This is a genomic window from Collimonas arenae, assembly GCF_000786695.1.
GTDB classification, from domain to species: domain Bacteria; phylum Pseudomonadota; class Gammaproteobacteria; order Burkholderiales; family Burkholderiaceae_D; genus Collimonas; species Collimonas arenae_A.
Genome location: NZ_CP009962.1, coordinates 1703513 through 1729003, shown reverse-complemented (window position 1 = coordinate 1729003; position 25491 = coordinate 1703513). Strand labels below are relative to the sequence as shown.

General features: G+C 56.4%; 25 protein-coding genes, 2 tRNA genes and 1 pseudogene. 14 read left to right on the top strand and 14 right to left on the bottom strand.

Annotated features, from left to right (window positions below; all coding sequences use genetic code 11):
* Positions 1–55: 55 nt before the first annotated feature.
* The 3 genes and pseudogenes from LT85_RS07850 to LT85_RS07840 all read left to right on the top strand — a co-directional run bounded on the left by LT85_RS07850 (position 56) and on the right by LT85_RS07840 (position 4571).
* Positions 56–1434, top strand: a pseudogene (locus LT85_RS07850) (carotenoid oxygenase family protein).
* An 884-nt stretch (positions 1435–2318) separates the two neighbouring features.
* Positions 2319–3614: a hypothetical protein gene (locus LT85_RS07845; RefSeq protein WP_156117465.1), complete on the top strand. Its 1296-nt coding sequence runs from the start codon at positions 2319–2321 to the stop codon at positions 3612–3614.
* Between the two features lie 387 nt (positions 3615–4001).
* Positions 4002–4571 (top strand): DUF4272 domain-containing protein, encoded by a 570-nt coding sequence (locus LT85_RS07840; RefSeq protein ID WP_038487212.1) that lies wholly within the window; start codon positions 4002–4004, stop codon positions 4569–4571.
* A gap of 186 nt (positions 4572–4757) precedes the next feature.
* Here the strand turns inward: LT85_RS07840 and LT85_RS07835 are convergent.
* Positions 4758–4834 (bottom strand) — tRNA-Met (locus LT85_RS07835).
* An 82-nt stretch (positions 4835–4916) separates the two neighbouring features.
* Positions 4917–4993 (bottom strand) — tRNA-Met (locus LT85_RS07830).
* A 185-nt stretch (positions 4994–5178) separates the two neighbouring features.
* On the opposite strand from LT85_RS07830, the gene LT85_RS07825 reads away from it, so the two are divergent.
* From LT85_RS07825 to LT85_RS07810, 4 genes are all read left to right on the top strand, one after another.
* The gene (locus LT85_RS07825; RefSeq protein WP_038487210.1) at positions 5179–5763 is read left to right on the top strand and encodes an NUDIX hydrolase; all 585 of its coding nucleotides are present in this window, start codon (positions 5179–5181) and stop codon (positions 5761–5763) included.
* Between the two features lie 18 nt (positions 5764–5781).
* The gene (aat, locus tag LT85_RS07820) at positions 5782–6519 is read left to right on the top strand and encodes a leucyl/phenylalanyl-tRNA--protein transferase (protein WP_038487208.1); all 738 of its coding nucleotides are present in this window, start codon (positions 5782–5784) and stop codon (positions 6517–6519) included.
* Positions 6520–6654: 135 nt separating this feature from the next.
* Positions 6655–7380: an arginyltransferase gene (locus LT85_RS07815; RefSeq protein ID WP_038487206.1), complete on the top strand. Its 726-nt coding sequence runs from the start codon at positions 6655–6657 to the stop codon at positions 7378–7380.
* Between the two features lie 87 nt (positions 7381–7467).
* On the top strand, positions 7468–8511 hold the full coding sequence (locus LT85_RS07810; RefSeq protein WP_038487204.1) for a quinone-dependent dihydroorotate dehydrogenase: 1044 nt from the start codon (positions 7468–7470) through the stop codon (positions 8509–8511).
* A gap of 255 nt (positions 8512–8766) precedes the next feature.
* Here the strand turns inward: LT85_RS07810 and LT85_RS07805 are convergent, their stop codons facing one another.
* Genes LT85_RS07805 through cysT form a run of 4 tightly spaced genes read right to left on the bottom strand, consistent with a single transcriptional unit; the run spans position 8767 to position 12672 of the window.
* Entirely contained in the window at positions 8767–9759 is a 993-nt protein-coding gene (locus tag LT85_RS07805; protein WP_038487202.1) for a CysB family HTH-type transcriptional regulator, read from the bottom strand.
* A 10-nt stretch (positions 9760–9769) separates the two neighbouring features.
* On the bottom strand, positions 9770–10849 hold the full coding sequence (locus LT85_RS07800; protein WP_038487200.1) for a sulfate/molybdate ABC transporter ATP-binding protein: 1080 nt from the start codon (positions 10847–10849) through the stop codon (positions 9770–9772).
* Entirely contained in the window at positions 10846–11787 is a 942-nt protein-coding gene (cysW, locus tag LT85_RS07795) for a sulfate ABC transporter permease subunit CysW (RefSeq protein WP_038487198.1), read from the bottom strand. Before cysW ends, LT85_RS07800 begins: the two co-directional genes overlap by 4 nt.
* Positions 11788–11796: 9 nt before the next feature.
* Positions 11797–12672, bottom strand: a complete 876-nt coding sequence (gene cysT, locus LT85_RS07790) for a sulfate ABC transporter permease subunit CysT (RefSeq protein WP_038487196.1) — start codon at positions 12670–12672, stop codon at positions 11797–11799.
* Between the two features lie 388 nt (positions 12673–13060).
* On the opposite strand from cysT, the gene LT85_RS07785 reads away from it, so the two are divergent.
* The 5 genes from LT85_RS07785 to LT85_RS07765 all read left to right on the top strand — a co-directional run bounded on the left by LT85_RS07785 (position 13061) and on the right by LT85_RS07765 (position 16889).
* Positions 13061–13384, top strand: coding sequence for a hypothetical protein (locus LT85_RS07785; protein WP_038487194.1), 324 nt, complete (start codon positions 13061–13063; stop codon positions 13382–13384).
* Between the two features lie 58 nt (positions 13385–13442).
* Positions 13443–13727: a hypothetical protein gene (locus LT85_RS07780; protein WP_038487192.1), complete on the top strand. Its 285-nt coding sequence runs from the start codon at positions 13443–13445 to the stop codon at positions 13725–13727.
* Between the two features lie 106 nt (positions 13728–13833).
* The gene (locus LT85_RS07775) at positions 13834–15294 is read left to right on the top strand and encodes a sensor histidine kinase (protein WP_038487190.1); all 1461 of its coding nucleotides are present in this window, start codon (positions 13834–13836) and stop codon (positions 15292–15294) included.
* A gap of 105 nt (positions 15295–15399) precedes the next feature.
* Positions 15400–16116: a head GIN domain-containing protein gene (locus tag LT85_RS07770; protein WP_052134838.1), complete on the top strand. Its 717-nt coding sequence runs from the start codon at positions 15400–15402 to the stop codon at positions 16114–16116.
* Between the two features lie 20 nt (positions 16117–16136).
* Positions 16137–16889: a LytR/AlgR family response regulator transcription factor gene (locus tag LT85_RS07765; protein WP_038487188.1), complete on the top strand. Its 753-nt coding sequence runs from the start codon at positions 16137–16139 to the stop codon at positions 16887–16889.
* A gap of 56 nt (positions 16890–16945) precedes the next feature.
* Here the strand turns inward: LT85_RS07765 and LT85_RS07760 are convergent, their stop codons facing one another.
* The 3 genes from LT85_RS07760 to LT85_RS07750 form a co-directional block, all read right to left on the bottom strand.
* The gene (locus LT85_RS07760; RefSeq protein ID WP_367379793.1) at positions 16946–17176 is read right to left on the bottom strand and encodes a hypothetical protein; all 231 of its coding nucleotides are present in this window, start codon (positions 17174–17176) and stop codon (positions 16946–16948) included.
* 86 nt (positions 17177–17262) lie between these two features.
* Positions 17263–17958, bottom strand: a complete 696-nt coding sequence (locus LT85_RS07755; RefSeq protein WP_038487186.1) for a GntR family transcriptional regulator — start codon at positions 17956–17958, stop codon at positions 17263–17265.
* A gap of 124 nt (positions 17959–18082) precedes the next feature.
* Positions 18083–19405 (bottom strand): C4-dicarboxylate transporter DctA, encoded by a 1323-nt coding sequence (locus LT85_RS07750; protein ID WP_038487184.1) that lies wholly within the window; start codon positions 19403–19405, stop codon positions 18083–18085.
* Positions 19406–19591: 186 nt separating this feature from the next.
* Between LT85_RS07750 and LT85_RS07745 the strand changes: the two genes are divergently transcribed.
* On the top strand, positions 19592–20839 hold the full coding sequence (locus LT85_RS07745; protein WP_038487182.1) for an allantoate amidohydrolase: 1248 nt from the start codon (positions 19592–19594) through the stop codon (positions 20837–20839).
* 18 nt (positions 20840–20857) lie between these two features.
* Positions 20858–22489, top strand: coding sequence for an HAL/PAL/TAL family ammonia-lyase (locus LT85_RS07740; protein ID WP_038487180.1), 1632 nt, complete (start codon positions 20858–20860; stop codon positions 22487–22489).
* 15 nt (positions 22490–22504) lie between these two features.
* Here LT85_RS07740 and LT85_RS07735 read toward each other — a convergent pair whose 3' ends face one another.
* The 5 genes from LT85_RS07735 to LT85_RS07715 all read right to left on the bottom strand — a co-directional run bounded on the left by LT85_RS07735 (position 22505) and on the right by LT85_RS07715 (position 25482).
* A complete protein-coding gene (locus tag LT85_RS07735) occupies positions 22505–23080 on the bottom strand; it encodes an RBBP9/YdeN family alpha/beta hydrolase (RefSeq protein ID WP_052134836.1) in 576 nt (191 codons plus the stop codon).
* A 2-nt stretch (positions 23081–23082) separates the two neighbouring features.
* Entirely contained in the window at positions 23083–23982 is a 900-nt protein-coding gene (locus LT85_RS07730) for an EAL domain-containing protein (protein ID WP_081992148.1), read from the bottom strand.
* A gap of 35 nt (positions 23983–24017) precedes the next feature.
* Positions 24018–24233, bottom strand: coding sequence for a TOBE domain-containing protein (locus LT85_RS07725; RefSeq protein ID WP_038487178.1), 216 nt, complete (start codon positions 24231–24233; stop codon positions 24018–24020).
* Positions 24234–24279: 46 nt separating this feature from the next.
* Complete coding sequence (locus tag LT85_RS07720) at positions 24280–24495, bottom strand: TOBE domain-containing protein (RefSeq protein ID WP_038487176.1); 216 nt, start codon at positions 24493–24495, stop codon at positions 24280–24282.
* Between the two features lie 150 nt (positions 24496–24645).
* Positions 24646–25482 carry an ATP-binding cassette domain-containing protein gene (locus tag LT85_RS07715; RefSeq protein ID WP_038487174.1) on the bottom strand — a complete coding sequence of 279 codons (837 nt, stop codon included), beginning with the start codon at positions 25480–25482 and terminating at the stop codon, positions 24646–24648.
* Positions 25483–25491: the final 9 nt, after the last annotated feature.

Below are 25491 nucleotides of genomic sequence, written 5' to 3'. Positions count from 1 at the left end.
CAACCTCCTCAGAGTGGATATCCTCCTGACAAAAACCGATAGTGGAACAACAAACATGGCTGCAATTGATTTGAACGTCGGCGCTACTGCGCCTGTCACTGATGAAGTAGACCTGGTTGATCTTGCCGTCACCGGCACGGTTCCGCAGGATCTAAATGGCATATTGCTACGCAATGGCCCCAACCCACTGAGTGGTCGTTTCGACGGAAATGATGTGTTGTCCTGGTGGCCGGAAGCCGCAATGTTGCACGCCATCTCATTTCAAGACGGCCGGGCAACGGGTTATTGCAACCGCTGGCTCCGCACCCAGCGATGGGCGCATGCGCACAATCCGGATGCCGTGCCGTCTCTGCTTGATACGAATCCGAACGTCAACGTTCTGTATCACGCCGGCGAAATACTGGCGCTGTCGGAAGGAGGTGCGCCACTTGCCGTTACGGCCAAGCTCGAAACTCTGGGAACGACGCGTCGTCACCTGGGGCAGGCAGACGGCATGACAGCCCACCCAAAAGTCGATCCACGGACAGGCGAACTCATGCTCTTCCGGGCGGATTGGAAAAAGCCCTGGTTACGCTACGGTGTAACAGATGCGAATGGTGTACAAAGCGTCGACATTGAAATCGAACTGGCATCGCCATCAATGATGCACGACATGGCGATTACCGCTACCCGCAGTATCTTGACGTTGCATTTGACTTCTCGATGTTATCCCACGGCTATCGCATGCCCTTACGCTGGCATGACGAGCGCAAGGCGCGGATCGGCGTAACCCCTCGCCATGGCGGCCAGATTCGCTGGTTTGAAGTAATGCCCTGCTTTATCCTGCATGTAGTGAATGCATACGACGCAGATGAATCGACAGTTGTCCTGGATGTCGTTCGGTATCCATGGTATTTGCGCCTCGCGAGCGGCATTGCAGCTTTCGAGGAAAATCCGCCAGGAGTTCTGTGGCGCTACGTCATCGACCTGAAGAGCGGAACCGTAGCCGAAAAGCAGATTGATGATGCAGGTATTGAGCTGCCTCGCATCAACGAAAATCGAACAGGTCGTCCCTATCGCTTTCTCTATGCAGTAGAGCAACCGACAAATATAGAGATGCGAGGCATTGTTCGCTATGATCTCGAATACGGTTCGATGCAGCGATATGCAGTTCCAGCGGGCGACCAGAACAGCGAACCGGTGTTCGTTCCGCGTTCCACTGCCACTGATGAAGATGATGGCTGGCTACTCGTCTGCGTTTATCGCCATGCAACGGACACCACCGATTTGGTGATACTTGACGGCCAGGATATCGAAAAGGACCCGCTCGCGACGGTACGGCTACCCAGACGAATTCCCGCAGGATTTCATGGAGCCTGGCTGCAAAAGACTTCAAGGTCACGACGAAGATGTTCCTGGATTAAGTCCAAGAGGATGAAGTCCAGGTCAAAATGAAAACAGACCGACTGCTAAAGCTAGTAGCTGGTCCGTTTTTTCTGGTTGTGCGGGGACAGGATTTGTACCTTACCTATCTATCCGCCTGAAATAGCGTGTCAAGCAGCAGCAGCTGGTTCGATTGCCGCCGCCTCCACCATTACAAATCACGTCAGACCAGCGCAGATTCCGTAAATACTAGAAATTGCAAAAACCGCAAGGTCTGGCGACGGATGGGAAGGCCTCTCCTTTCACTCAAATTTCACCTATGTTTTACATGGATGATGTCAAAGATATACCTCGCTACGGCATGAGCACGGGCGACACCTGATCTAAAAACTCCCTCCGTTACAACATGGCAGCCAGCTGAGTTTTGCGTTTTACCAATACTCGGTATTAGCGGCGATCGACACGCCAGGCAAGTGTGAGCCAGCGCACTGCTGGCCCCGCTTCAAGCTGGTCAGTGCGGGGGCGTTACACACCGCATTGCCAAGGACCTGCGTCCCAGCCAGACGCAACGCCGGCATGTGCGGGCTGAGGAAACCAACAAGACTACAGCCAAGCGATCGCGCCCGAAAAACGCAGGGCGCACACCCTGAGCGGTGACTGCAAAGTCTCCTAGCTTACAAACACTTACAAATTTTCCCAAGAAAACATGCCCCCTTTTTTCTTCTCGACGGGCATGACTAATAAGAGCACATCAACAGAAGCCAGCTTCATTGGCGTTCTACACACATGAATTTCAGTTATTGGATGCAAGACGCTTTGCATTCGCCGGGGGAAGTCGTTTCCAGTGAACACGACTTCGTTTTACACAAAAATCAGGTGCTGGATTTGCTATCACTGCCATGGCAGTCGTCGCGGTAGTGCAGCCGGAAAGGACAGGTAAGTACAGACGGGCCCATTTGAACTGGATTTCGCTAACGCTCATCGCGGTTGTTTGCCTTCAGCGTCGCCCGCGACACACACATCAAGAACTGTTTGATCAACAATTCCATTTGATAGAGAAAAAAATGCACTCATTTACAAAAAAGAGCACATGTTTTTTTGCGACAGCTTTCGCTATCGCTATTGCGACCAGTCCAGTCACCGCTGTGGCAGCCGAACCCGTCGTTTTGAACAGCGCCGTGCTTTCACCCACGGCAGCCGTCAATGCTAATCCTGAGCTGGTTGCGGAAACACCGGCACTGCAGACCTGGCACGAAAAAATGAAGAAAATTGGTCCGCCTGCAGCGGGTTGTTTTCATGCTTCCTATCCTAGCGCCAACTGGGAGAAAGTAACTTGCGGGCCACGCCCGACCTATCGCTCCAGCAGGCCGGTTCTGCCCTCGCCTGTCCTCCGCTCCTTAAGTAGGGAAGAGGTAAAACCACAGACAGTTGGCAATGGCACCGATTATGCCGCGCAGGCAGCGGGAATCATTCAATCTGCGACGGGCAGCTTTCCGGTGGTAAGCGGCGTGAAATCTGAAAAGGGAGTCAATGTACTGTTCGGTGGCTCAATGTCCAATGGAACCATCGGTGCCAATCAATATACCTTGCAGCTCAATACGGATATAAATGCATCATCGACTGCATGCGCAAAACTTGGCTACGGCTCTTGCAACGTTTGGGAACAGTACCTCTACTCGACGGATGCCTATACGGATGGAACTCATCCCATGGCCTTCATACAAAGCTGGGTGTTCCCTTCGCAGGCTGACTACAACAGCGCCGGCTGCCCAGCCTCCGCTGGCTGGGATGACGCCACGGATAGCAATGGCCCCGCGTGCGTTCATAACAGCAACGGCATCAGCACCCCTCAATTCGCCATCTCTCAGCTAGCCAATATGAAACTGTCCGGCTCCGCGTCGTCGACTGGTAATGACGTGGTGACCCTGACTGTTGGCAAGGATGTCTATGCTGATAGAGTTTCTGACAGCACGGTTTTTGCCGCACTCTGGTGGAAGCAAGCGGAATTCACTCTGGTGGGTAACGGCGGAGGATCCCAGGCATCCTTCAACAAAGGCTCCTCCATCAGCGTGAATCTCGCCATAAACGATGGCGGCACCCATGCACCGACATGTCTTGGCCCAGCCGGACATGGGTCCACTGGAGAGACCAATAATTTGACCTTGGGCAAATGTACCGCCAAAGCCGGAACGGCTGCCAATGGCAGCGTCGCAGCAACGAATCCCTACATTCAATTTACTGCTGCTAACTGAGACAGGCTGAAAAAAGTGGAAACCAACGCCAGTCATTGGGCGTTGGAAGGCCGCTGCTTACAACTTGCAGCGGCAGCTCTACTTGAAGGAGATCAAGGCTAAAACGTTCTGACGAAAGTAGTCCGTCCGGGCTGCTGAAATCATTGATGACTTCGAAATCAGCGGTTACCGCGAAATAACTCCGACTAAACGCAAGACATTCTGGAGATGTAAGCAAAGGCAGAAATGAAAACGGACCAACTACTTAGCAAGTAGCTGGTCCGTTTTTATTGGTTGCGGGGCAGGATTTGTACGTTATATACCTATCCGACTGAAATAGTCGTACCCGCTCTATGGTCACGGCTTCGATTCACGTCAACCGATTAATTAGAATATCAGGGGTCATACATGGATGAGGTTTTTGAAGAGGACGCACATAAGCCACGATCTGCCAAAGATGTGGCTGAAAGACTATTAGCACTAATGGCAATAACAAGCCGCGCATTTGAAGACGTTGCAGAGCAAAGCCTATCCTGGGTTAAGGAAAACAAAATTGATTTGTATTTTTCAAGTGAGGAAAAGAGCTTTTACTTCAGCCAAATCAAGCCGCGCGACAAAGATCGAACTAATTTTAGCTGGCGTCTGGAAGCGGCAATTCCGTTGATATGGGCGCTCGGAGGCATGGAAACACTTCCGCCGTTAACAGAAAGTGCGAAAATTAGCGATTACGAAATTACTAATTTAGCGTACGACAATCCGCAAAAATTTTTAACAAGCGCAGAACTTCGGCCCAATGCCGAAATAGAAGAAGCCGAGTCGGAGCATTACAACCAGCATTGGCGAGTGCGAGATGCCCAGCTTTTTAAGAAACCCATGCCTATGGAGCTTGACCCAAGTATCGTCTATGAGCGTCGTTATGCCTTGAGCTGGCTCGTTGGTTATGGCGATGATTGGGATAACGTACCAACAGACACCTGACGGGTCTCTACAAAAACTGCGTGATCTGGTGATGGCTCAAATTGTCCCCATTTTTGCCCAGGATTACGGCTTGGCGATAAAGCGGCTAGTTTCGGGAAAATTCAAATTGAACTGCGAGGTGACGAAGTCTGAGCCAAAATGAAAACGGACCGGCTACTAAGCTAGTAGCCGGTCCGTCTCTTACATTGGTTGCGGGGGCAGGATTTGAACCTACGACCTTCGGGTTATGAGCCCGACGAGCTGCCAGACTGCTCCACCCCGCGTCTGAATATAAAAAGCCTTAAGCGTTTTGCACTTAAGGCTTGATGCGCAAGAAAACATGCATGCCGGCTTTCTTGCTGTAACTGGTTGCGGGGGCAGGATTTGAACCTACGACCTTCGGGTTATGAGCCCGACGAGCTGCCAGACTGCTCCACCCCGCGTCTGAAGAATGAAAGTATATATCGTATTGCAGTGCAATGCAACCAATACTGACAATTGTATTAAGAAAGCATATCGGGATTAGCCAATGCTAAACTCTTTAGCTACCCTGTTATGCTAGACGTTATTCCCATTCAACACGATCAGGAATGCACTTCCTGGTCATCCAAACTACTTACCGGTGCCTATGAAATTTTGTTCCGAATGTGCGCATCCCGTCAGCCTGCGGATTCCGCCGGACGACAACCGCATGCGTTATGTCTGCAGCAACTGCGGCGCCATTCACTATCAGAATCCTAAAATGGTGATCGGCTCGATTCCGGTCTGGGAAAAGGACGGGGAATTGCGTGTGCTGCTGTGCAAGCGTGCGATCGAGCCGCAATACGGTTTCTGGACCTTGCCGGCCGGCTTCATGGAAAATGGCGAGACCACCAGCGCTGCGGCGCAGCGTGAAACCGAAGAAGAAGCCGGTGCCCGGATTCAATTGCATGAGCTGTTTTCCTTGCTCAACGTACCGCATGTGCATCAGGTCCATCTGTTCTACCGCGCTACCCTGCTGGACATCGATTACGCCGCCGGCGCCGAAAGCCTGGAAGTCGCCATGTTCACGGAAGCGGAAATCCCGTGGGATGAAATTGCTTTCCCGACGGTCGAGATTACTTTGCGTGCATTCTTTGCCGACCTCAAAAAAATTCGCCAGGGAGATGATCACTTCAGCTTGCATACGCAGGACATTTTCAAACCCATGCGCCCTGGCCTGGCGCCCAAATAAAACTGCGCTGGCGCCACAATGATCCCCTGGCTTGAACTGGACAGTCCATTTCCCGACGTCAGCACCGCGCTGACCGAGGAAGACGGCGCAGGCGGTTTATTGGCTGCCGGAGCCGACTTGTCGCCACGGCGGCTGCTGGATGCGTATCGGCATGGCATCTTCCCCTGGTTCTCGGAAAACCAGCCAATCCTGTGGTGGAGCACCGATCCGCGCATGGTGCTGCAAACTGAAAAATTTTCGATCTCGGCCAGCCTCAACAAAACCTTGCGCAAGGTGCATCGCAGCATGCACGCCGCAGACGGCGACCGCCGCTGGCAAGTCCGCTTCGACTTCGCTTTCGAACGCGTCATGCGCGAATGCGCGGCGCCGCGGCGCGATGGCGCCGGCACCTGGATCTCGGAAGATATTGTCGCCGGCTATCGCGCCCTGCATCGGCTCGGCTACGCCCATTCATCGGAGGTCTGGCTGGACGGCAAACTGGTGGGTGGCGCCTACGGCGTCAGCATCGGCCGCATGTTTTATGGCGAATCCATGTTTACCCGGGTCAGCGACGCTTCCAAGATTGCCCTGGCTTACTTGGTGCATTTCTTGCGAAAGCATGGCGTCAGCATGATCGATTGCCAGCAAGAGACCGACCACCTGGCATCGCTGGGCGCACTGCCGATCGCGCGCAGCGAGTTTCTGCAACATCTGCAACAGGCAACCGCGCATCCGCAAATTCATGGCTGGCATCCCTTGCCGCTATTTGCCGATTGATTTCGCGATTTGTCGACAGTAAATCCCGGCGCGCTCGCCTCCCGAAACCAAACGTCGACAAGCCCTTATGCAAACTGAAATTACGGTGTAAATTATCAGTCATATATCTACATCCCCAGATCCGCTGGAATGCACATGACGCACTTAAAAGATCTGCCATTTTCGACCTTGCAGTTTTACGCTACCGCGCCCTATCCGTGCAGCTATCTGGAGCACCGTCAGGCGCGCTCGCAAGTGGCGACGCCGTCGCACCTGATCAATGCCGATGTCTATTCGGAACTGGTGAAGAACGGCTTCCGCCGCAGCGGCATTTTTACCTATCGGCCGTATTGCGACGGTTGCCAGGCATGCACCCCGGTACGCACGCTGGTGGCTTCGTTCCAGCCGAACCGTAGCCAGCGCCGCGCCTGGGACCGGCATAGCCATCTGACCACGCTGGTGACCAACCTGGCGTATGTAAATGAACATTACGATCTGTACCTGCGCTACCAGACTGCACGCCACAGCGGCGGCGGCATGGACCAGGACAGCCGCGACCAATACGCGCAGTTTCTGCTGCAGAGCAAGGTAAATACCCGGCTGGTGGAATTTCGCGATACCGATGGCACATTGCGCATGGTCAGCATTATCGACGTCTTGAATGATGGTTTGTCTTCGGTCTATACCTTTTATGACCCGGATGTGCCAGGCGCGTCCTATGGCACCTACAACGTGTTGTGGCAAATCGGCCAGGCCAAACAGCTCGGCATGCCCTATGTCTACCTTGGCTACTGGATAGAAGAAAGCCCGAAAATGGCTTACAAAGTCAACTTCCAGCCGCTGGAAGCGCTACAGCAAGGGCAATGGAGTGCGTTAGAATAGCCAGCCGCGGATTTATCGGGGTCGCAGCTTCGCTTGCCTGCCCGTTTTTCCGTTTATTTCCTATTATCTTACTCAGCTGCCCTTATCGTGCCCGCCAAACTCCTGTACGCCTTTGCCCGCCCCGCTCTGTTCTCACTCGATCCGGAAACTGCCCACAACCTGACCCTGCCGGCATTGCGCCGCGCCGCCGCACTGGGCCTGACCTCGTTGCTGGGTAAAACACCGGCCGATCCGCGTACCGTGATGGGCATCACCTTCCCCAACCCGGTCGGGCTGGCAGCTGGACTGGACAAGGATGGCGCGTATATCGACGGCCTGGCAGCGCTCGGATTCGGCTCGATTGAAATCGGTACGGTGACAGCGCGCGCGCAACCTGGCAACCCGAAGCCACGCATGTTCCGTCTGCCGGCCGCCAACGCCATCATCAACCGCATGGGCTTTAACAACGGTGGCGTCGATGCCTTCGTCGCCAATGTCCAGGCCTCGCGCTTTTATCAGGAACGCGAAGGCGTACTGGGCCTGAACATCGGCAAGAATGCCGATACGCCGATCGAACGTGCGGCGGAAGACTATCTGCATTGCCTGGAAAAAGTCTATCCCTACGCCAGCTACGTGACGGTGAACATTTCATCGCCCAACACCAAGAATTTGCGGCAATTGCAAGGCGCGTCGGAACTCGACGCCCTGCTCTCGCAGCTCAAGCAAGCGCAGCAACGGCTGGCCGATTTGCATAAGCGCTATGTGCCGGTCGCCCTGAAAATAGCGCCGGATATCGACGCCGAACAAATCAAGACCATCGCCGATGCCTTGCTGCGGCACAAAATCGACGGCGTCATCGCCACCAACACCACCATCAGCCGCGACGCCGTGCGCGGCTTGCAGCACGAGAACGAAGCCGGCGGCTTGTCCGGCGCGCCGGTGCTAACCTTGTCCACCAGAGTGGTGCGGCAATTGCGTGGCGAACTGGGAGATGCTTTGCCGATTATCGGCGTCGGCGGGATCTTCAGCGGCGCCGATGCGCAAGCCAAGATCGCGGCCGGTGCTTCGCTGGTGCAGTTATATAGCGGCCTGATCTATCGCGGTCCGGCGCTGGTGCGTGAATGCGCTGCTGCATTGCGCCAACAATCTTAGGATTTTTCCAGAGTTACCCACAGAAATTGTGGGTAGGCCTGTGGATAACCTCCACAAAATATGGCTAAGCCATTGATCTGCTTGATTTTTTTCGCGCTGGTACGGAAGCATGCAAAGAAAAGCCCGCCAAGCCTTGCGGCGGCGGGCAAAATCCAAATCCCAGGGGATCGGAGGAGACAAACGAATCGTATCGCCGCAATATGACAGCAACGTGACTTATGCGTGGAGAAATCCGGTTTAGAGCAAGTTCTCGACTCAGGCGATTTTCAGGATACGCTGCTCAAAATCCACATTGTGTACGGCACTGCTACCGGCGCTATGCGGCTCCGCATGCAGCGCTTCGATGATATCTTCGCGCTTGAGCTGCGGCGCAAACTGCAAAATGAAGTCATATGTATAAGAACGCAGATAGGCGCCGCGCCTTACCGCCAGCCGCGTCACGTTCGAGGCCAGCAAGTGCGATACCTCGATCGACCGCAAACCGTTCTGGCGGCTATGTTCAGTCGCCATCGACGCCACCAGGCCGATGCCTAGTCCCAGCGCCACATACTGCTGGATCACATCCGAATCCATTGCCGTCAACACAATATCCGGCGCGATGCCGGCCTTACGGAAGGCGTCATCGATATGGCCGCGGCCGGTGAAGCCGATGTCGTAGGTAATCAATGGATAAGCGGCGAGATCAACCAGGCTGATCGGCGCATCGATCGCCAGCAGCGGATGCCCTTCCGGCACGACCAGCACGTGACTCCACTCGTAGCATGGAAAGGAAATCAGCTCCTTGAACTGCGTCAGCCCTTCGGTGGCGATGCCGACATCGGCCTTGCCGGAGATGACCCAGTCGGCGATATGCTCCGGCGAACTCTGTTGCAGAGCGATGCGCACATCCGGAAAACTGGCGCGGAAGCCCTGCACCACACGCGGCAAGGCATAGCGCGCCTGGGTATGCGTAGCAGCGACGGTCAGGGTGCCGCTGGTTTCACCTGAGTATTCCTGGCTGGCCTGGCGCAGGTTTTCTGCTTCCTGCAGCAATCTTTCTACGATCTTCAGGATGCCTTTGCCGGGATCGGTCAGGCCGATCAGGCGCTTGCCGTTGCGGATGAAGATATCGACGCCGAGCTCTTCTTCCAGTTCACGGATCTGGCGGCTGACGCCGGGTTGCGAAGTAAATAACACGTTCGCCACTTCGGTCAGGTTGAAACCGCAACGGGCTGCTTCGCGGATCGAGCGCAATTGCTGAAAATTCATACTGTTCTCCTTAACGTTCTAGAGGTTGATCTACGAATACGTGCAGGCGGCGCGGACGCACCAACAGGGTTTCGCCATCTTTTAAATTGAGCTGCTGGAAGCGTTCGCTGGAAATCACGGCTTCGATCAAGCCAGCATCGGCGTCATCGCTACGCTGCAGTTCCAGCTGCGCCAGCGGGCCGATGGCGTGGGCGCGCTTGAGCTTGACTACGATGCCTTCGGCGCCTGCGCTGTAGCGGTCGATCTCCAGGTCATGCGGCCGCACATAGCCGATGCCTTGCGCGTCTTCGGTTTCGGCATAGTTGGGCGCATCGAAGCGCATGCCGGCGCTATCCAGCACGCCTTGATGCACGCGGCCATGGAACAGGTTGACGTTGCCCAGGAAGCCATAGACAAAAGGCGAAGCCGGATTGTCATAGACTTGCTGCGGCACGCCGATCTGTTCGACATTGCCCTTGTTCATCAGCACGATCTGGTCAGCCACTTCCAGCGCTTCTTCTTGATCATGCGTTACAAAAATACTGGTGACATGCAACTCATCGTGCAAGCGACGCAACCAGCGCCGCAATTCCTTGCGCACTTTGGCGTCGAGCGCACCGAACGGTTCATCGAGCAGCAGTACGCGCGGCTCTACCGCCAGCGCCCGCGCCAGTGCGATCCGCTGGCGCTGGCCACCGGACAATTGCGGCGGATAGCGGTCGGCCAGCCAATCCAGCTGCACCAGCTCCAGCAAGCGCATGACTTTTTCACGGATCACGCTTTCGCTCGGACGCTGGGCACGCGGCTTGACGCGCAGGCCGAAGGCGATGTTCTCAAACACGGTCATGTGCTTGAACAAAGCGTAATGCTGGAACACAAAGCCGACCTGGCGTTCGCGCACGTGGCGCGAGGAGGCATCTTCTCCTTCCAGCAAAACTTGGCCGCTGTCCTGCCCTTCGAGGCCGGCGATAATCCGCAGCAAGGTGGTTTTGCCGCAACCGGACGGACCTAGCAACGCGGTGAGTTCGCCAGTGGGAAATTCCAGCGAGACATTATTGAGGGCGACAAAATCGCCGAAACGCTTGTTGATGTTGCTTACCTGGATGCTCATGCTTGTTCCTGACTTGTATAGTGCGGTGCGACGGTTTCACGCAAACGCCATTCGATGAATGATTTCAGCGCCAGCGTCAGCAACGCCAGGAACGCCAGCAACGACGCCACCGCAAACGCGGCCTGGAAGTTATATTCGTTGTACAGAATCTCGACCTGCAAAGGAATGGTGTTGGTCTCGCCGCGGATATGGCCGGACACCACGGACACCGCGCCGAACTCTCCCATGGCGCGCGCATTGCATAAAATCACGCCGTACAGCAAACCCCACTTGATATTCGGCAACGTCACATGGCGGAAAGTCTTCCAACCGGAAGCACCCAGCACAAGGGCCGCTTCTTCCTCTTCGCTGCCTTGCTCCTGCATCAACGGAATCAGTTCGCGGGCGACAAACGGAAAAGTCACGAATATGGTCGCCAGCACAATGCCCGGTACGGCAAACAGGATCTTTATGTCGTGCTCGCGCAGCCACGGACCAAACCAGCCCTGGGCGCCAAACAGCAATACGTAGATCAGGCCGGAAATCACAGGTGAGACCGAGAACGGTAAATCAATCAGGGTCAGCAAGATATTCTTGCCACGGAATTCAAACTTGGCGATGGTCCAGGAAGCGGCGATGCCGAACACCAGGTTGAGCGGAACAGCTATCGCGGCGGTCAGCAACGTCAGCTTGATGGCGCTAATGGCGTCAGGCTCGATGATTGCCGCCAGATAGGCTTCCCAGCCCTTTTTAAATGCCTCGGCAAACACCGACAACAGGGGCACGACCAGGAACAAGGCGAGAAACAGCAGCGCTACCGTCATTAATAAAGTACGCACCCAAAGCGGCTCCAGCGTCGCATTGGGAACGTGGACCGGCTCGCCTCTGAATTGCGGCCTGGAGACCGCAGTTGCCGAAAGGGCCGCAGAGGGAGTGAAATTGCTGATCGTCGCGCTCATATCCGGTTCCTATGCGTTGGCCGACTGACCGCGTTTGCGAGTCCAGGCTTGCAAGACATTAATAGCTAACAGCAGCAGAAAAGATACTGTCAGCATGACAACGGCAATCGCGGTGGCGCCGGCGTAATCGTATTGTTCAAGCTTGGTAATAATGAACAGCGGGGTAATTTCCGACACCATGGGCATATTGCCGGCAATGAAAATCACCGAGCCGTATTCACCGGTGGCACGCGCAAAGGACAGCGCAAAGCCGGTCAGCAATGCCGGGAACACGGTTGGGAAAATAACCCGGATAAAAGTCTGCCAATGATTGGCCCCGAGACTAGCGGCAGCTTCTTCCAGCTCCTTCTCGGCATCTTCCAGCACCGGCTGCACCGTGCGCACCACGAATGGCAAGCCGATAAAGGTCAGCGCTACTAATATACCCAGCGGCGTAAATGCAACTTTGATCCCTAGCGGCTCCAGGTATTGTCCAATCCAGCCGTTGCCGGAATACAGCGCGGTCAAGGCAATGCCAGCCACTGCCGTTGGCAGCGCAAACGGCAGGTCGACCAGGGCATCGATCAGTTTCTTGCCCGGGAATTGATAGCGCACCAGCACCCACGCCACGATGCCGCCAAAAAAGGCATTGATCAGCGCTGCTAATAAAGATGTGCCGAAAGTCAGGCGGTACGAGGCCATGACCCGTGGCGAAGTAACGGCGGCGACGAAACCGTCCCAGCTTAGCGTGAAGGTCTTGAGGAACACCGCCGACAAGGGGATCAATACGATCAAGGCGAGATAGAACAGCGTAAACCCGAGCGACAAGCGAAACCCCGGCATCACACGAAACGGTGCGGCGGGCTTGCTTGCGAGACTGTGAGCGGGAAGTGCTGCAGCTGTCATACATCGTCCTCTTATTACAAATACGGCTAAAGAACGAAGATAATCTCACTGGTTTGTTATAAAGAGAACGAACTTTTTTGCATGTTCATAGAATCAATTTGCATAAGAGAAATACCGAATATCCCTATACTCATCCAAATTTGGTTGCCATTAAATCAATTCAAGATTACTAAAAATTGATGGAAAAACGGCAGTCTGTGGGGCTAGCCAGGCGCAAACCCGGCAAAAGCAAGATAAATCCGCTGCAGCCCAGGCTCGCTTTTTTGTATTCTGTCCCGCATTTCCTGCAACTTGTCGCAAGCAGCTGGCGACTTGCCCTCCCCCTCCCTAAAGTGACGACATGCAACAACGTCAGACACACAAACAAATCACTCAACGGAGAATACAAATGAACACAACAAACAAAGCACTGATCGCCATCCTGTCCATCGCTACCCTGGCTTGCGGCATCACCACAGCACAAGCAGCACCGCAACAAACCGAAGTCTCGACGCTGCCAACCATCACCATCATCGGCAAGCGCCCAGTCCACACCGAATTGCTGGCAACCGTGACGATCGTCGGCAAACGCCTGACAGCGCAAGAAAAGCTGGCCCTGGCGCAGAAAGACGACTACCTGCCGACCATCACCGTCATCGGCAAACGCCTGAACCGCGAACAAAAAGCCATGCTGGCGCAGCAAGAAGGCAACCACAAGAAAGCAGTCATTTAAGCAGTATCTCTGCAACTTAAGCATCGTTTAGTCGCAGATCCATCCCCGGAGAATGCAAATGAACACATTGTCTAAATCACTGGTCGCAGCAACGCTTTTAGCGACCATGAGCATGAGCGCAGTACCCGCCATGGCCGCCGGCGCTGCCAAGCAAGCCGCCGTCAAACCGGCCGCGAATTCAACCGGCATTCCGCTGCTGATGCCACCTATCGTCATCATCGGCAAACGCCTGACTCCAGAAGAAAAAGCCATGTACGCAGCGCAGGACCGCGCGCAAAACATGAAGAAGATAGCACGCAAGAAAAACGCGAACACCGCGACAGCAGCGCTCAGCGCGCTCTAATACCCGCCGTTCATACGGTATGGCAAAACGACCAGACTGCTGCGTCCGTTCCGTTTAAAATGACGACAACTTTATAAAGTTGCCGCACAACCTGGTTCCCCATTCTATGAATCCTGATACGCTCGCCTCGTTGAAAAAAAATACCGCCACTGCTTCAGGCTACCTGTCACAAAGTTTCGACAAAATAGCGAGCTGGGTTACACAACTCTCATGGTGGAAATTTTTCTTGTTTGCGGTGCTGGTCATGATTGGCGCCAGCATTTTGCAAGACACCTTGTTTTCGTCCAGTGAAGTAGTGCTGATCGACCGCGTCAGCCAGCATCCGAGCAAGGGCACCAAAGTAGTGGTGATCGGCCACGACGGCCGGGATTCGAGCAAGGCCAGCAATCCTGGCAAAGGCAACACCGATATCCGTATCGACGACACTGGCGTACATATCAAGGCCTATACCTATGACGATAGCAACGATGCCGGCAGTACGCCTGCTGCTGCTTCTGCTGCTTCTGCTGCTTCAATTGCCAGCGCAGCGTCCGATGACGACAGCGACAGCGATTCCAGCAAGCCCGTAGCGGCGGCAGCACCGCCCGTATCCGGCGTAAAACCGGAATCAAGCGTCTCGCCAAAACCGCCGTTGCCGCCTGTGCCGCCTGTGCCGCCGGTACCCAACGCCGCCAGCCTGGATCTGAAATTACCGCCTGAAGCGACTGCGGACGTCAACCAGGCGATCAACGATGCAGTTGCAGCCATCCATGAAGCTGCCGCTGAAAAAGCCGAGCAGCAGGTTGCCCGCTACCAGAAAAAATCGTCCGAATGGTTTGTTAATTTTGTCCTGCTGCTGATGCTCGGCCTGTTCGGCACCAAGGCTCTGATGGGCGGCAAGAAACGTGCTGAAGCGCGAGCCCAGGCCGCCAACGCCGCTGCCGAACACGCCAACCTGCAACGCGAAGTATCGGAAGCCAAGATGCAGATGATCCAGGCCCAGGTTGAACCGCATTTCCTGTTCAACACCCTGGCCTCGGTCGAGTATCTGATCGAAACCGATCCGCCGCGCGCCTCGGCCATGCAAAAGCGCTTGATCCAGTATCTGCGTGCGGTCTTGCCGCAAATGCGGGAAACCGCCACCGTCACCACGCTGGGTCGCGAAGTCGATATTGTGAAGGCTTACCTGGATCTGTTGAAGATGCGCATGGAAGAGCGCCTGGTTGTCGATCTCCAGATATCGGACGGGCTGCGTAGCGCCGCGTTCCCGCCGATGATGCTGCAATCGCTGGTGGAGAACGCCATCAAGCACGGCCTGGAAAGCAAGACCGATGGCGGCACCCTGCGCATCAACGCAGAAGTGGCTGACAACAAGCTGCGGGTAAGCGTGACTGACGACGGCCTCGGTTTTGGCGCCGTTCCCAGCAACGGCACCGGGCTGGGATTGCAAAGTATCCGCGATCGCCTCAAACTGTTACATGGCGCCGCTGCACAACTGGTGATTGCTCCCAACAGCCCGAGCGGCGTACGTTCCACGATTGAAGTGCCTTACCAGGTTGTCGGCAACGGTAACGGTAAAAAAACCTAAGAGGCTGTTGCACACACAAATGGCTAGGCGGAGCAACAATGCCAGGTGTGTTTGCAGCAGCCTCCGAGACTCGAACTCGCCACAGAAGTAACAGGAAACACGTATATGAAACCGCTCTCACGCTTTGCCTTCGTTTTTACATTAGCTACCGCCGCAATGATTCCTTTGCTCAGCTGCAGCGCCAGCCTGGCTGCCGATGTGGTCAAGGTTGAGCGGCCGGTAGGCGATTTCCAGCAAGTCGAAATCATGGACGCCGTGAATGTATTTCTGACCCAGGGTCCAGCCAAGCCGGCGATCATCGAAGCGGAAAGCAACGCAGGCTCGCGGGTTGAGTTTGAAACCAGCGGCGGCGTCCTCAAAGTGTTTTTGAAAGGCAGTTCTTTTTTCAGCCATCATGACGTCAATGTCTACCTCACCGCGCCGGATGTAAACGGTTTGAGCATCTTCGGTTCCGGCGATCTCAAAGTACTCGGTAAATTGAGCGGAAAAGATACGATCAAGATCTCCATCGCCGGCTCCGGCAACATCAGCGGTGAACTGAATGCGCCTAACGTCAATGCCTCGATCGCCGGCGCCGGCGATATCAAGGTCAAAGGCAAGACCCGCAATCTGCGCGTCTCGATCGCCGGCAGCGGCGATTACAACGGTTTTGACCTGATGGCGGAAAACACCAATGTATCGATAGTCGGCAGCGGCGACGCCCATGTGTATGCCAGCAAGATACTGTCAGTATCCACAGCCGGCTCCGGTGATGTATCCTACTTGGGAGATCCGCAGGTGCACTCCAGCATCATGGGTTCCGGCTCCGTCAAAAAACGTTAAATTCTTGATAAAACCTGCCTATGCCTACTGCAATCATCGCCGATGACGAACGCCTGATGCGCGACCAGATCCGCCTGCGCCTGAGCCAGGCGTGGCCGGAACTGGAGATCCTCGGCGAAGCCAAGAACGGCGATGAAGCCATCGAACTGGTCGACCAGCTGGAGCCGGATTTCACTTTTCTCGACATCCGCATGCCAGGCAAGACCGGTCTGCAGGCGGCGCAAGAAATCGGCAGCAAAAGCCATATCGTTTTCATCACGGCTTACGACGAATACGCGATTGAAGCATTCGAACAAGGCGCCGTCGACTATATCCTGAAGCCTGCTGAAGCCGAACGCTTGAAGCTGACGGTAACCCGCCTCAAGGCGCGCCTGAGCTCACCGCCGACCGACATGGGCTCGATGCTGACGCAGCTGGCCAAGCAAATGGGTATCGCCACCAAACCGGTCTATCTGCAATGGATACAGGCCAGCATCGGCCAGCAGCTGCGGCTGATTCCTGTGCAGGAAATCCTGTTTTTCCGTTCCGATGAAAAATATACCAGCGTCCAGACTGCCACCTACGAAGCCTTGATCCGCAAGCCGGTGCGCGATCTGGCCGAAGAACTGGATCCGGATTTGTTCTGGCAAATCCACCGCGCCACCTTGGTGAACGTGAGCGCCATCGACGGCATCACGCGCGACATGCGTGGCCGTCACCAAGTGCTGGTCAAGGGACATACTGAAAAACTGGAAGTGAGCCGCAGCTTTATCCATCTGTTCAAACAGATGTAGCGCCAACCCGCCGGACCGTTTTCCTCTGTGGCCGGCGTTACCAATCGAGTGGCTGATCAGTTCATGCGCTTCAGCCGTTGGCCGTGAATACCCCAAATGCAATCGACGCCATTCACGGTGCTGCACAAGGCCCAGCCGGTGCCGATCTTGCGCACCGTCGTTTCGCTGTCGATTTCAGCCGCCAGCCGTTTAGCCCAATGCTCGGCTGCGCCCTTGCCTTTGAACAGTTCGTTTCCTTCAAATATGACGGTGGCGTCGAACACTGGAACTGCAAATAAATCCATCATCGTTTTTCTCGATTCGTTCAATGAGGTGAAAAGAAAAAGCGAACGCAAAGCTGGCTCCGCAGACCGCGGAAAGCTCTCGACGCGTTCTATGCCAGCAGCGCCTTGACGAAATCCTTCTTGGCGCCCGGCGGAGGTATTTCGAACTGCAGCGCGGACTCTACATGGTGCAGATGATGCAGCATCAGCTCAACCGCTTTTTCGGCGTCGCCTGTTTTGGCTGCCTGCAGAAATTCGACGTGTTCGTCCGATGAACAGGCCGCATCCCGGGTGGATTGATAGAGCATGGTAATCAGGGAGCTACGCCCGGCCAGCTTGGTCAGGACATCGGTCAGTACCTGGTTGCCAACGGCGCGCGCCAGCAGGATATGGAAATCGCTCAACAGCCGGGAGCGGATTTGCGGATTTTCTTTGGACAGCGCCTCGCGCTCCTGTTGCAAGTGTTGCTCCAGCAATGCATAGTCGGCGGCGGTGGCCTTGGCGACAAACTCGCGCACCAGCGCCGCTTCTAGCACGCGCCGCACAAAAAATATCTGGCGCGCTTCTTCTTCGGTCGGACGGCTTACGAACGCGCCCTTGTCGGGCACAAGGTCGATCAGCTTGTCTTTTGCCAGCATCACCAGCGCCGCGCGGATCTTGGTGCGGCTGACGGAATACAGGCGCGCCAGGGCTTCTTCCCGTAATTTGGTGCCGGGCGGCAGACGCTGCTCGGCGATCGCCGTCGTGATGTCGGCGGCGATATCGTCAGAACTGTCGGCGCCGGTTGGGCTGGAAGACAGGCTCATGTTGTTGCATTCCTTGAGACATGGTTCTAAAGAGCAAAATTGTACTTGTAAATGCGACACCTTATAGAAAAATAAGAAATCGAACCAGCCAGCGGCAAGCGCCGCCAGCCGTATTGCTTACTACTTACGCCGGCCGGCTGTCGCCCGGTATGTGCAGCACATCCGGCAAGTCATCCTCCACCGGCGGCCGTGCGCCGTTCAATACGGCATGGGCGCGAGCGCGGTCGATATCCTTTTCCCACACCGCCACCACCACGGTCGCCACGCAATTGCCAAGCAGATTGCCGAGCGCGCGGGCAATCCCCATGAACCAGTCGATCGACAACACCAGCACCAGACCCACCACCGGGATCGCCGGAATGGCGGACAAGGTAGCCGCCAGGATCACGATGGCCGAACCCGGCACGCCATGCGCTCCCTTGGAGGTAATCAAGGCCACTGCCAGGATCGCCAGCAAGTCGGTAATCGCCAGTGGCGTATTGGTTGCTTGCGCGATGAATACCGCAGCCAGGGTCAGGTAAATGGAGAAGGCATCGAGGTTGAAGGAATAGCCGGTCGGAATCACCAGGCCGACGGTCGAACCCTTGATACCCATGTATTCCAGCTTGCGCATGATTTGCGGCAATACGCTGTCCGACGAGGCAGTCGCCAGCACCACCAACAATTCAGCGCGCAGATATTTGATCAGCTTGAAGATGCTGAAACCGGCGAGGCGCAAAATCGTACCAAGAATCGCAAAGACAAAGATCACCACAGCAAAGAAATACAGCAGCACCAGGAAACCTAGTTGTTGCAGCGAGCTGACGCCGTATTTGCCGACCGTAAAGGCAATCGCACCGAACACGCCCAGCGGCGCCAGACGGATGATGAAGGACATGCATTTGAAAAATGCCTCCGACATGCTGTGCACGATAGTGACGATAGGCGCCGCCTTTTCACCGATCAGCGACAGGGCCGAACCGAAAATAATGGAGAACAGCAGCACTTGCAGCACATCGCCGGAAGTGAAAGCGCTGACCACGGTGTTAGGAATGATTTGCATGACAAAGTCGGCAAAACCGGCGCCCTTGACCTGCTTGGCAGTCTCAACGTAGCTGGACAAGGCCTTGGCGTCCAAGGTGCTGGCGTCGATATTCATGCCGACCCCGGGATGGAACACAAACGCCAGCAACAGGCCCAGCACCAGGGCGATGGTAGTAACCACTTCAAAATAGATCAACGCCTTCAAACCGACCCGCCCGACCTTCTTCAACTCGCCCGCACCGTAGATTCCGTGCACCACCACGCAGAACACGATCATCGGAATGATCATCTTGACCAGCTTGATAAAGCCATCCCCCAACGGCTTCAAGCTCTCTCCAAATTTGGGGAACAACACCCCAACCGCAATACCTATCACAAGTGCCACCAGCACCTGGCCAAACAGTGATTTAAAAAAGCGCCGCACGTCTGTCTCCTAATTGTTTTGTTTGGTTTATACCAATTGTGTGGGTCGCACCTTGATGAAATAAGTGGCATCCCGGATTCAATATAATGCATTCACTTATTGTATGCAATAATTGAATTCAAATGAATTCGAGCGTATGATCGCAAAAAAACCCATAAACAACGGCCAGTTGGCAAGGAGACAATCATGCAGCGAAATAGCGAATTGTGGAACGGAAGCGGGGACCAGATCATGGCCTGGGCGGACGATCTGGCGCAGCACAGCGACGCCCCGGACATGTTCACCCGCACCTACCTGACCGCAGCGCACCATGCGGCGGCGGCGCAACTGGCGGAATGGATGTGTGCTGCCGGCATGAGCGTGCGGCGCGACATGGCCGGCAATGTGATCGGCCGCTATGACGGCCTGACCGCAGACGCGCCTGCCTTGCTGACCGGCTCGCATTTCGATTCGGTGCGCAATGGCGGCAAATACGATGGCAACCTCGGCATCCTGCTGCCGCTGGCCTGCGTCCAGCAATGGCATGCGGCCGGCAAACGCTTTCCGTTCGCGCTTGAAATCATCGGTTTCGCCGAGGAAGAAGGCGTACGCTTCAAAGCTACCCTGCTCGGCAGCCGCGCCGCCGCCGGTACGTTCGACATGAGCGTGCTGGACAACCTGGATGAAGGCGGACAAAGCATGCGCGACGTCATGGCGGCCTCTGGCTTCCATGCAAGCGGACTGGGCAAAGCCGCCTATGCGCCGGAAACCGTGCTGGCGTTTGTTGAAGTGCATATCGAGCAAGGCCCGGTGTTACTGAACGAGGGGCTGCCGCTGGGCGTGGTGACCGCTATCTCGGGCGCATCGCGGTTCATGGTCGAGGTTGAGGGCCTAGCCGGCCATGCCGGCACTGTGCCGATGGAGATGCGGCGCGATGCTGCCATGGCCGCCGCCGAAATCGGCCTGTATATAGAACAGCGCTGCCACGGTACGCGCGGGCTGGTCGGCACGGTCGGCCAGTTCAATGTGCCGAACGGCGCCGCCAATGTGGTGCCAGGCAAGGCCGTCTTCTCGATCGATATCCGCGCTGAACAAGATGAAATCCGCCTGGCCGCAGTCACCGATGTGCTGAAACAGATCGAACAGATTGCCGCACGCCGCCATGTGGCGATCCAAACCCGCAAGACTCATGAGGCGTCTAGCGTGCCGTGCGCGCCCTGGTTGCAGCAGCAACTGGCCAGCGCCATCGAAGAAAGCGCCCTGCCGGTGCGCCACCTGCCCTCTGGTGCCGGCCACGACGCCATGGCGATGGCGGCCATCACCGACGTCGCGATGCTGTTCGTCCGATGCGGCAACGGCGGTATCAGCCACCACCCGGATGAAATCATGACTGCTGCCGACGCCGCGCTCGGCGCCCAGGCATTCAGCCACTTTGTTGAAAATTTTAAAAACTGACCACCATTGGATTTGAACATGACAACTACAAACATCACCATCGACGGTTTCAACCTGACTGCACAGCAAGTAGTCGACGTCGCCCGCGCTCCGCACCTGCCGGTGACGCTAGCCGAGTCGTCGCGCGCCGCCCTGAAAGAAAGCCGCGACTATATTGAATCGACCTGGATGCACGACGAAGCGCCGATGATGTACAGCTTCAACACCGGCGTCGGCCTGCTGAAAGATACCCGCATCAAGGTCGAACATATCGAACTGTTCCAGACCCAGCTGATCAAGGCCCATTGCGCCGGTATCGGCGAGCCGTTCTCGGAAGAAGTCAGCCGCGCCACCATGCTGCTGCGCGCCAACGCCTTCGCCAGCAATTATTCGGCGCCGCGGGTGGAAGTGGTCGACCGTCTACTGGCCTTCCTGAACGCCGGCATCCATCCGATCATGCCGCAAAAGGGGTCGGTCGGCGCCTCCGGCGACCTGGCGCCTTTGTCCTATCTGGCTGCCGCGATTGCCGGTTTCGATGAAGCCGAAGTCATGTACCAAGGCCAACGCATGAGCGCGCCTGAGGCGATCACCAAGGCCGGCGTCGGTCCGGTCAAGTTCGATCTCAAGGCCAAGGATGCATCGGCCCTGATCAATGGCTGTACCGCGTCGCTGGCGGTGGCTGTGCTGGTAGCGCACGATTCGCGCAACCTGCTGAGCGATGCCTGTTTGTCGCTGGGCCTGACGCTGGAAGCGATGCGCGCTGAAATGGCCGCCTTCGACCACCGTATCCAGCAAGCCCGTCCGCATGCCGGCCAGATCAAGACTGCCGCCATCATCCGCAAGCTGCTCTCCGGTTCGACCCGCACCACGCATGAAGCGCGCGCGGTACAGTTTCCGGAAGAATCGCGCCGTACCGATATCCCGTACAGCTCGCGCATCCAGGACGTGTATTCGCTGCGCTGCTCGCCGCAAGTCTACGGCCCGGTGTTCGATGCGCTTGATTACATCGACAACATCGTCGACAAGGAAATCAACTCGGCCACCGACAATCCGCTGATCTTTGACAAAGAAGGCGGCGGCTTTGAAATCATCTCCGGCGGTAACTTCCACGGCCAGTACCTGGCGCAGGCAATGGATCTGCTGGCGATGGCGATCACCGACCTCGGCAGCATTTGCGAACGGCGCATCGCCCGCCTGATCGACCCGACCTTGTCATGGGGCTTGCCACGCAACCTGATGAGCGGCGTGCGCGGCGTCAACACCGGTTATCCGGTGGTGCAATGTTCGATGAGTTCGCTGGTGATGGAAAACCGCACCCTATGCATGCCGGGCAGCGTCGACAGCATTCCGGCCAAGGGCAACAGCGAAGACCACGTCTCCAACTCGACCTGGTGCGCACGCAAGGCGGCCACTGTGGTGGCCAACACGCAATACATCATCGGCGTGGAAATGCTGCTGGCGGCGCAGGCGCTGACCATGACGGAAGATCTGCTGCCAGGCTTCGTGCTGGGCGAAGGCACGCAGGCGGCCTATCAGGAAATCCGCAGCCAGATTCCAGCTTGCCTGGATGGCGACCGCTGGTTCCACAACGATATCGCGGTGGCGCAATCGTTCGTGGTCAGCGGTTCGGTGCGTGCAGCCGTGGTCAAGAAGATCGGCGAATTTGCCTGATCGTCCAGGCGCCGGCTAACGCGTGGCGATAGGAAGCGCGCGGCCGGCATCGCGCCTGGGTTCGGCAGACAAAGCCACCAGGCGTTGCAATAAAGACTGGCCGTAAAGCCAGTCGCCCAGATTGGATTCGGCGTTGATGTGGCCAAGGGCTCCGGCATCAATGAATTCGGCGCCCCAGATTTTTGCCCAATGACGGGAACGACCGCTTTCCATCCACGGGTCGTTGAGGCTGCCGACCACGATCGCCGGCACAGGCAGGCGCCCGTGGACCGCTGCGCTGACGTCGAACTTATCCGGATCGGCCGGCGCCACCAGCAATGCGCCTGCCAGGTTCGGCGCATCGTTCAAAGCGCTGTGTATGGTCGTCAGGCAGCCGAAACTGTGCGCTATCGCCAGGACCGGTTGCTCCGAGCGCCGCAACTGTTCTTGCAGACGCCCGGACCAGACGTCCAGCACCGGCGCATCCCAGCGTTCCTGCTCGACCCGTTCAAAGTTCGGATACAGACGCTGCCACCGCGATTGCCAATGCTGCGGGCTGCTGTTATACAGCCCCGGCACCACCAGGACACGAAACGATGACAGTGTCGCCATGATCAGCTCCTTTCCGTATCCAGCGTTGCGGCTGGCAATCCGTCGTCCGGCACTTCAGATGTGGTAAAGGCGTGCAACGCTGCCTGCGGCAAATCCCACAGAAAGCCCTGCGCATGCAGGGGCAACACTGCGATTCTTGCCAGTTGCTGCAAAGTTTCCAGGTCGCGCGCTTTTTCAAGACGCTTGAAAATCACCTGTATGCCGCGTGCCGTGCAAACTTCCAGAAAGCGCGTTGTCTGCTCATCATGGGTGACGCCGCGCGCATCGATCTTGATCACGTCCGGCCTTACCCTTTCCAGCAGACTTGCGGCTTGAGTCACATCGTCGGCATTCACCGCCAGCCGGAAATTGTTGCGCCGGTAATTGTCCAGCACATAATTCAGCAGCCAGCCCTGGTTTTCGGTGATGGTCGGCAGTTGCAGCACAATTTTTTCATGCGGCAGCTCCAGCAGATTCAGGATACGCCGAAACGCCATGCCATGGTTGCTGTCGACCGCCGCCAGCAAACGCGCATGCACGCTCAGATACAAGTCGCCAGCCTGCGCCTGTTCCTGCCGATAGAAATTGATCGAGTGCAGCATCCGGCATAGCCGGTCCAGTTCGATCGACTCGTCATCGCTGGCGGCATGATCCAGCAATTTCCATAAATACAGGCCGTTGTCGCTGGATGAGTAACTGTGCGCAAACCCTTCATAGCCGATGATCGCGCCCTTGCGGGCCAGCGCATCTATCTGTCGCACGGGCTGGAACACGCTCGTCAGCGTGGTATTGAAATAACGCCCCTGGGCTCGGCCGTCGGCATCCAGCCAGACCCGGCAATCGCTGCGGACCGCATCGTGAGTGGTGCCGTGGCTGGCATTGTGCAGACGGGCGAGATATTGCTCCAGAGCAGGAAAGGTCATGGCTTCTCCGTGATCGAGACAGGAACGGACGGTGATCAGATCTTGGCGATCGACACTTCGGTGGCCTTCACCAACGCAACCACTTCCGTACCGATCACCAGCCCCAGATCCTTGACGGAACGGGTGGTGATCACAGAGGTTACGATACCGGCCGGCGTCTCGACGTCGACTTCCGACACCACTATGCCTTCGATGATGGCCTTGATCTTGCCCTTGAACTGGTTACGTACATTGATGGCTTGGATAGTCATGATGTTTTCCTGAAAAGATGCAGTGAATAAATAAATGTTGTAAAAATTAAAGCTTGGCGATCGACACTTCGGTGGCTTTTACCAACGCAATCACCTCGGACCCGACCACCAGCCCCAGATCCCGCACCGAGCGCGTGGTAATCACCGACGACACGATGCCGGACGGAGTTTCGATATCTAGCGCGGATAACACGTCATCCTCGGTAATGCTGTGTATCTTGCCGCGGAACTGGTTGCGGACATTAATTGCCTGGATGCTCATGGTTTCTCCTTTGATAATGCGGTTACGGATTTACATCAACGGGACTTACGCAAAATCGTCCTGACAAGGCGCACCGACGAAGACAGTACGAATGGTCGGCTAGGTGATGCAACGCGGTCAGGGCGATTTTGTGTAAGTCCTGATCAAAATTTAAATAGCCCAGCCGACCTGGTTCACCGTGCGCTGCAGCGAAATATCGCCCAGTGCGGAATCCAGCCCTGGCGCCGGATGTTTCAATACGCGCGCCAGTATTCTTTCTTCCAGCTGCGCAAAAGCCAGGTTGCCGCGCGCCCGGGGACGCGGCAGGCTGATCCGTTCATCCAACGTGATTTCGCCGTCTTCGATCAGCAACACCCGATCTGCCAAGGCAATCGCCTCTTGCACGTCATGCGTCACCAGCACCGCGGTAAAGCCACGCGCCTTCCACAACGATTCGATCAGTTGCTGCATCTCTATACGCGTCAAGGCGTCCAGCGCGCCCAGCGGCTCGTCCAGCAATAACAATTCCGGCTCATGCACCAACGCCCGCGCCAGCGCCACCCGCTGCCGCTGGCCGCCGGAAAGCACCGCCGGCCATTCATGAGCGCGGTCTTCCAGCCCGACCTGCGCCAAGGCCTTGACTGAAGCCTGCGAAGCGCGCGGCAGACCGAGGCCGACGTTGCTCAATACCCGCTTCCACGGCAGCAAACGCGAATCCTGGAATATGATGCGAATCTCTGGCTCTTCCGCGCCGAAACCGATGCTGCCGTTGCTGGTTTGCTCCAAACCGGCGATCAGGCGCAACAAGGTGCTTTTGCCGCAACCGCTGCGTCCCACGATGGCGACGAATTCGCCAGCGGCGATATCGACATTCAAGGTCTTCAATACTTCCCTGCCGCCATACGCTTTAGAGACGGATTGCACTCTGACGCCTATGCCGCACGCGCCTGGCGCACCAAGTTGCGCGGCAGCTTCCAGCTCGGCATTTTCAACAGGATCAATTTGCATGTTCAGGTC

What these genes read in the sequence shown, in the direction of transcription:
- LT85_RS07840 (WP_038487212.1), top strand. Translation starts at nt 4,002, where the DNA reads ATGGATGAGGTTTTTGAAGAGGACGCACATAAGCCACGATCTGCCAAA.
- LT85_RS07825 (WP_038487210.1), top strand. Translation starts at nt 5,179, where the DNA reads ATGAAATTTTGTTCCGAATGTGCGCATCCCGTCAGCCTGCGGATTCCG.
- aat (WP_038487208.1), top strand. Translation starts at nt 5,782, where the DNA reads ATGATCCCCTGGCTTGAACTGGACAGTCCATTTCCCGACGTCAGCACC.
- LT85_RS07815 (WP_038487206.1), top strand. Translation starts at nt 6,655, where the DNA reads ATGACGCACTTAAAAGATCTGCCATTTTCGACCTTGCAGTTTTACGCT.
- LT85_RS07805 (WP_038487202.1), bottom strand. Translation starts at nt 9,759, where the DNA reads ATGAATTTTCAGCAATTGCGCTCGATCCGCGAAGCAGCCCGTTGCGGT.
- LT85_RS07800 (WP_038487200.1), bottom strand. Translation starts at nt 10,849, where the DNA reads ATGAGCATCCAGGTAAGCAACATCAACAAGCGTTTCGGCGATTTTGTC.
- cysW (WP_038487198.1), bottom strand. Translation starts at nt 11,787, where the DNA reads ATGAGCGCGACGATCAGCAATTTCACTCCCTCTGCGGCCCTTTCGGCA.
- cysT (WP_038487196.1), bottom strand. Translation starts at nt 12,672, where the DNA reads ATGACAGCTGCAGCACTTCCCGCTCACAGTCTCGCAAGCAAGCCCGCC.
- LT85_RS07785 (WP_038487194.1), top strand. Translation starts at nt 13,061, where the DNA reads ATGAACACAACAAACAAAGCACTGATCGCCATCCTGTCCATCGCTACC.
- LT85_RS07780 (WP_038487192.1), top strand. Translation starts at nt 13,443, where the DNA reads ATGAACACATTGTCTAAATCACTGGTCGCAGCAACGCTTTTAGCGACC.
- LT85_RS07775 (WP_038487190.1), top strand. Translation starts at nt 13,834, where the DNA reads ATGAATCCTGATACGCTCGCCTCGTTGAAAAAAAATACCGCCACTGCT.
- LT85_RS07770 (WP_052134838.1), top strand. Translation starts at nt 15,400, where the DNA reads ATGAAACCGCTCTCACGCTTTGCCTTCGTTTTTACATTAGCTACCGCC.
- LT85_RS07765 (WP_038487188.1), top strand. Translation starts at nt 16,137, where the DNA reads ATGCCTACTGCAATCATCGCCGATGACGAACGCCTGATGCGCGACCAG.
- LT85_RS07760 (WP_367379793.1), bottom strand. Translation starts at nt 17,176, where the DNA reads ATGATGGATTTATTTGCAGTTCCAGTGTTCGACGCCACCGTCATATTT.
- LT85_RS07755 (WP_038487186.1), bottom strand. Translation starts at nt 17,958, where the DNA reads ATGAGCCTGTCTTCCAGCCCAACCGGCGCCGACAGTTCTGACGATATC.
- LT85_RS07745 (WP_038487182.1), top strand. Translation starts at nt 19,592, where the DNA reads ATGCAGCGAAATAGCGAATTGTGGAACGGAAGCGGGGACCAGATCATG.
- LT85_RS07740 (WP_038487180.1), top strand. Translation starts at nt 20,858, where the DNA reads ATGACAACTACAAACATCACCATCGACGGTTTCAACCTGACTGCACAG.
- LT85_RS07735 (WP_052134836.1), bottom strand. Translation starts at nt 23,080, where the DNA reads ATGGCGACACTGTCATCGTTTCGTGTCCTGGTGGTGCCGGGGCTGTAT.
- LT85_RS07730 (WP_081992148.1), bottom strand. Translation starts at nt 23,982, where the DNA reads ATGACCTTTCCTGCTCTGGAGCAATATCTCGCCCGTCTGCACAATGCC.
- LT85_RS07725 (WP_038487178.1), bottom strand. Translation starts at nt 24,233, where the DNA reads ATGACTATCCAAGCCATCAATGTACGTAACCAGTTCAAGGGCAAGATC.
- LT85_RS07720 (WP_038487176.1), bottom strand. Translation starts at nt 24,495, where the DNA reads ATGAGCATCCAGGCAATTAATGTCCGCAACCAGTTCCGCGGCAAGATA.
- LT85_RS07715 (WP_038487174.1), bottom strand. Translation starts at nt 25,482, where the DNA reads ATGCAAATTGATCCTGTTGAAAATGCCGAGCTGGAAGCTGCCGCGCAA.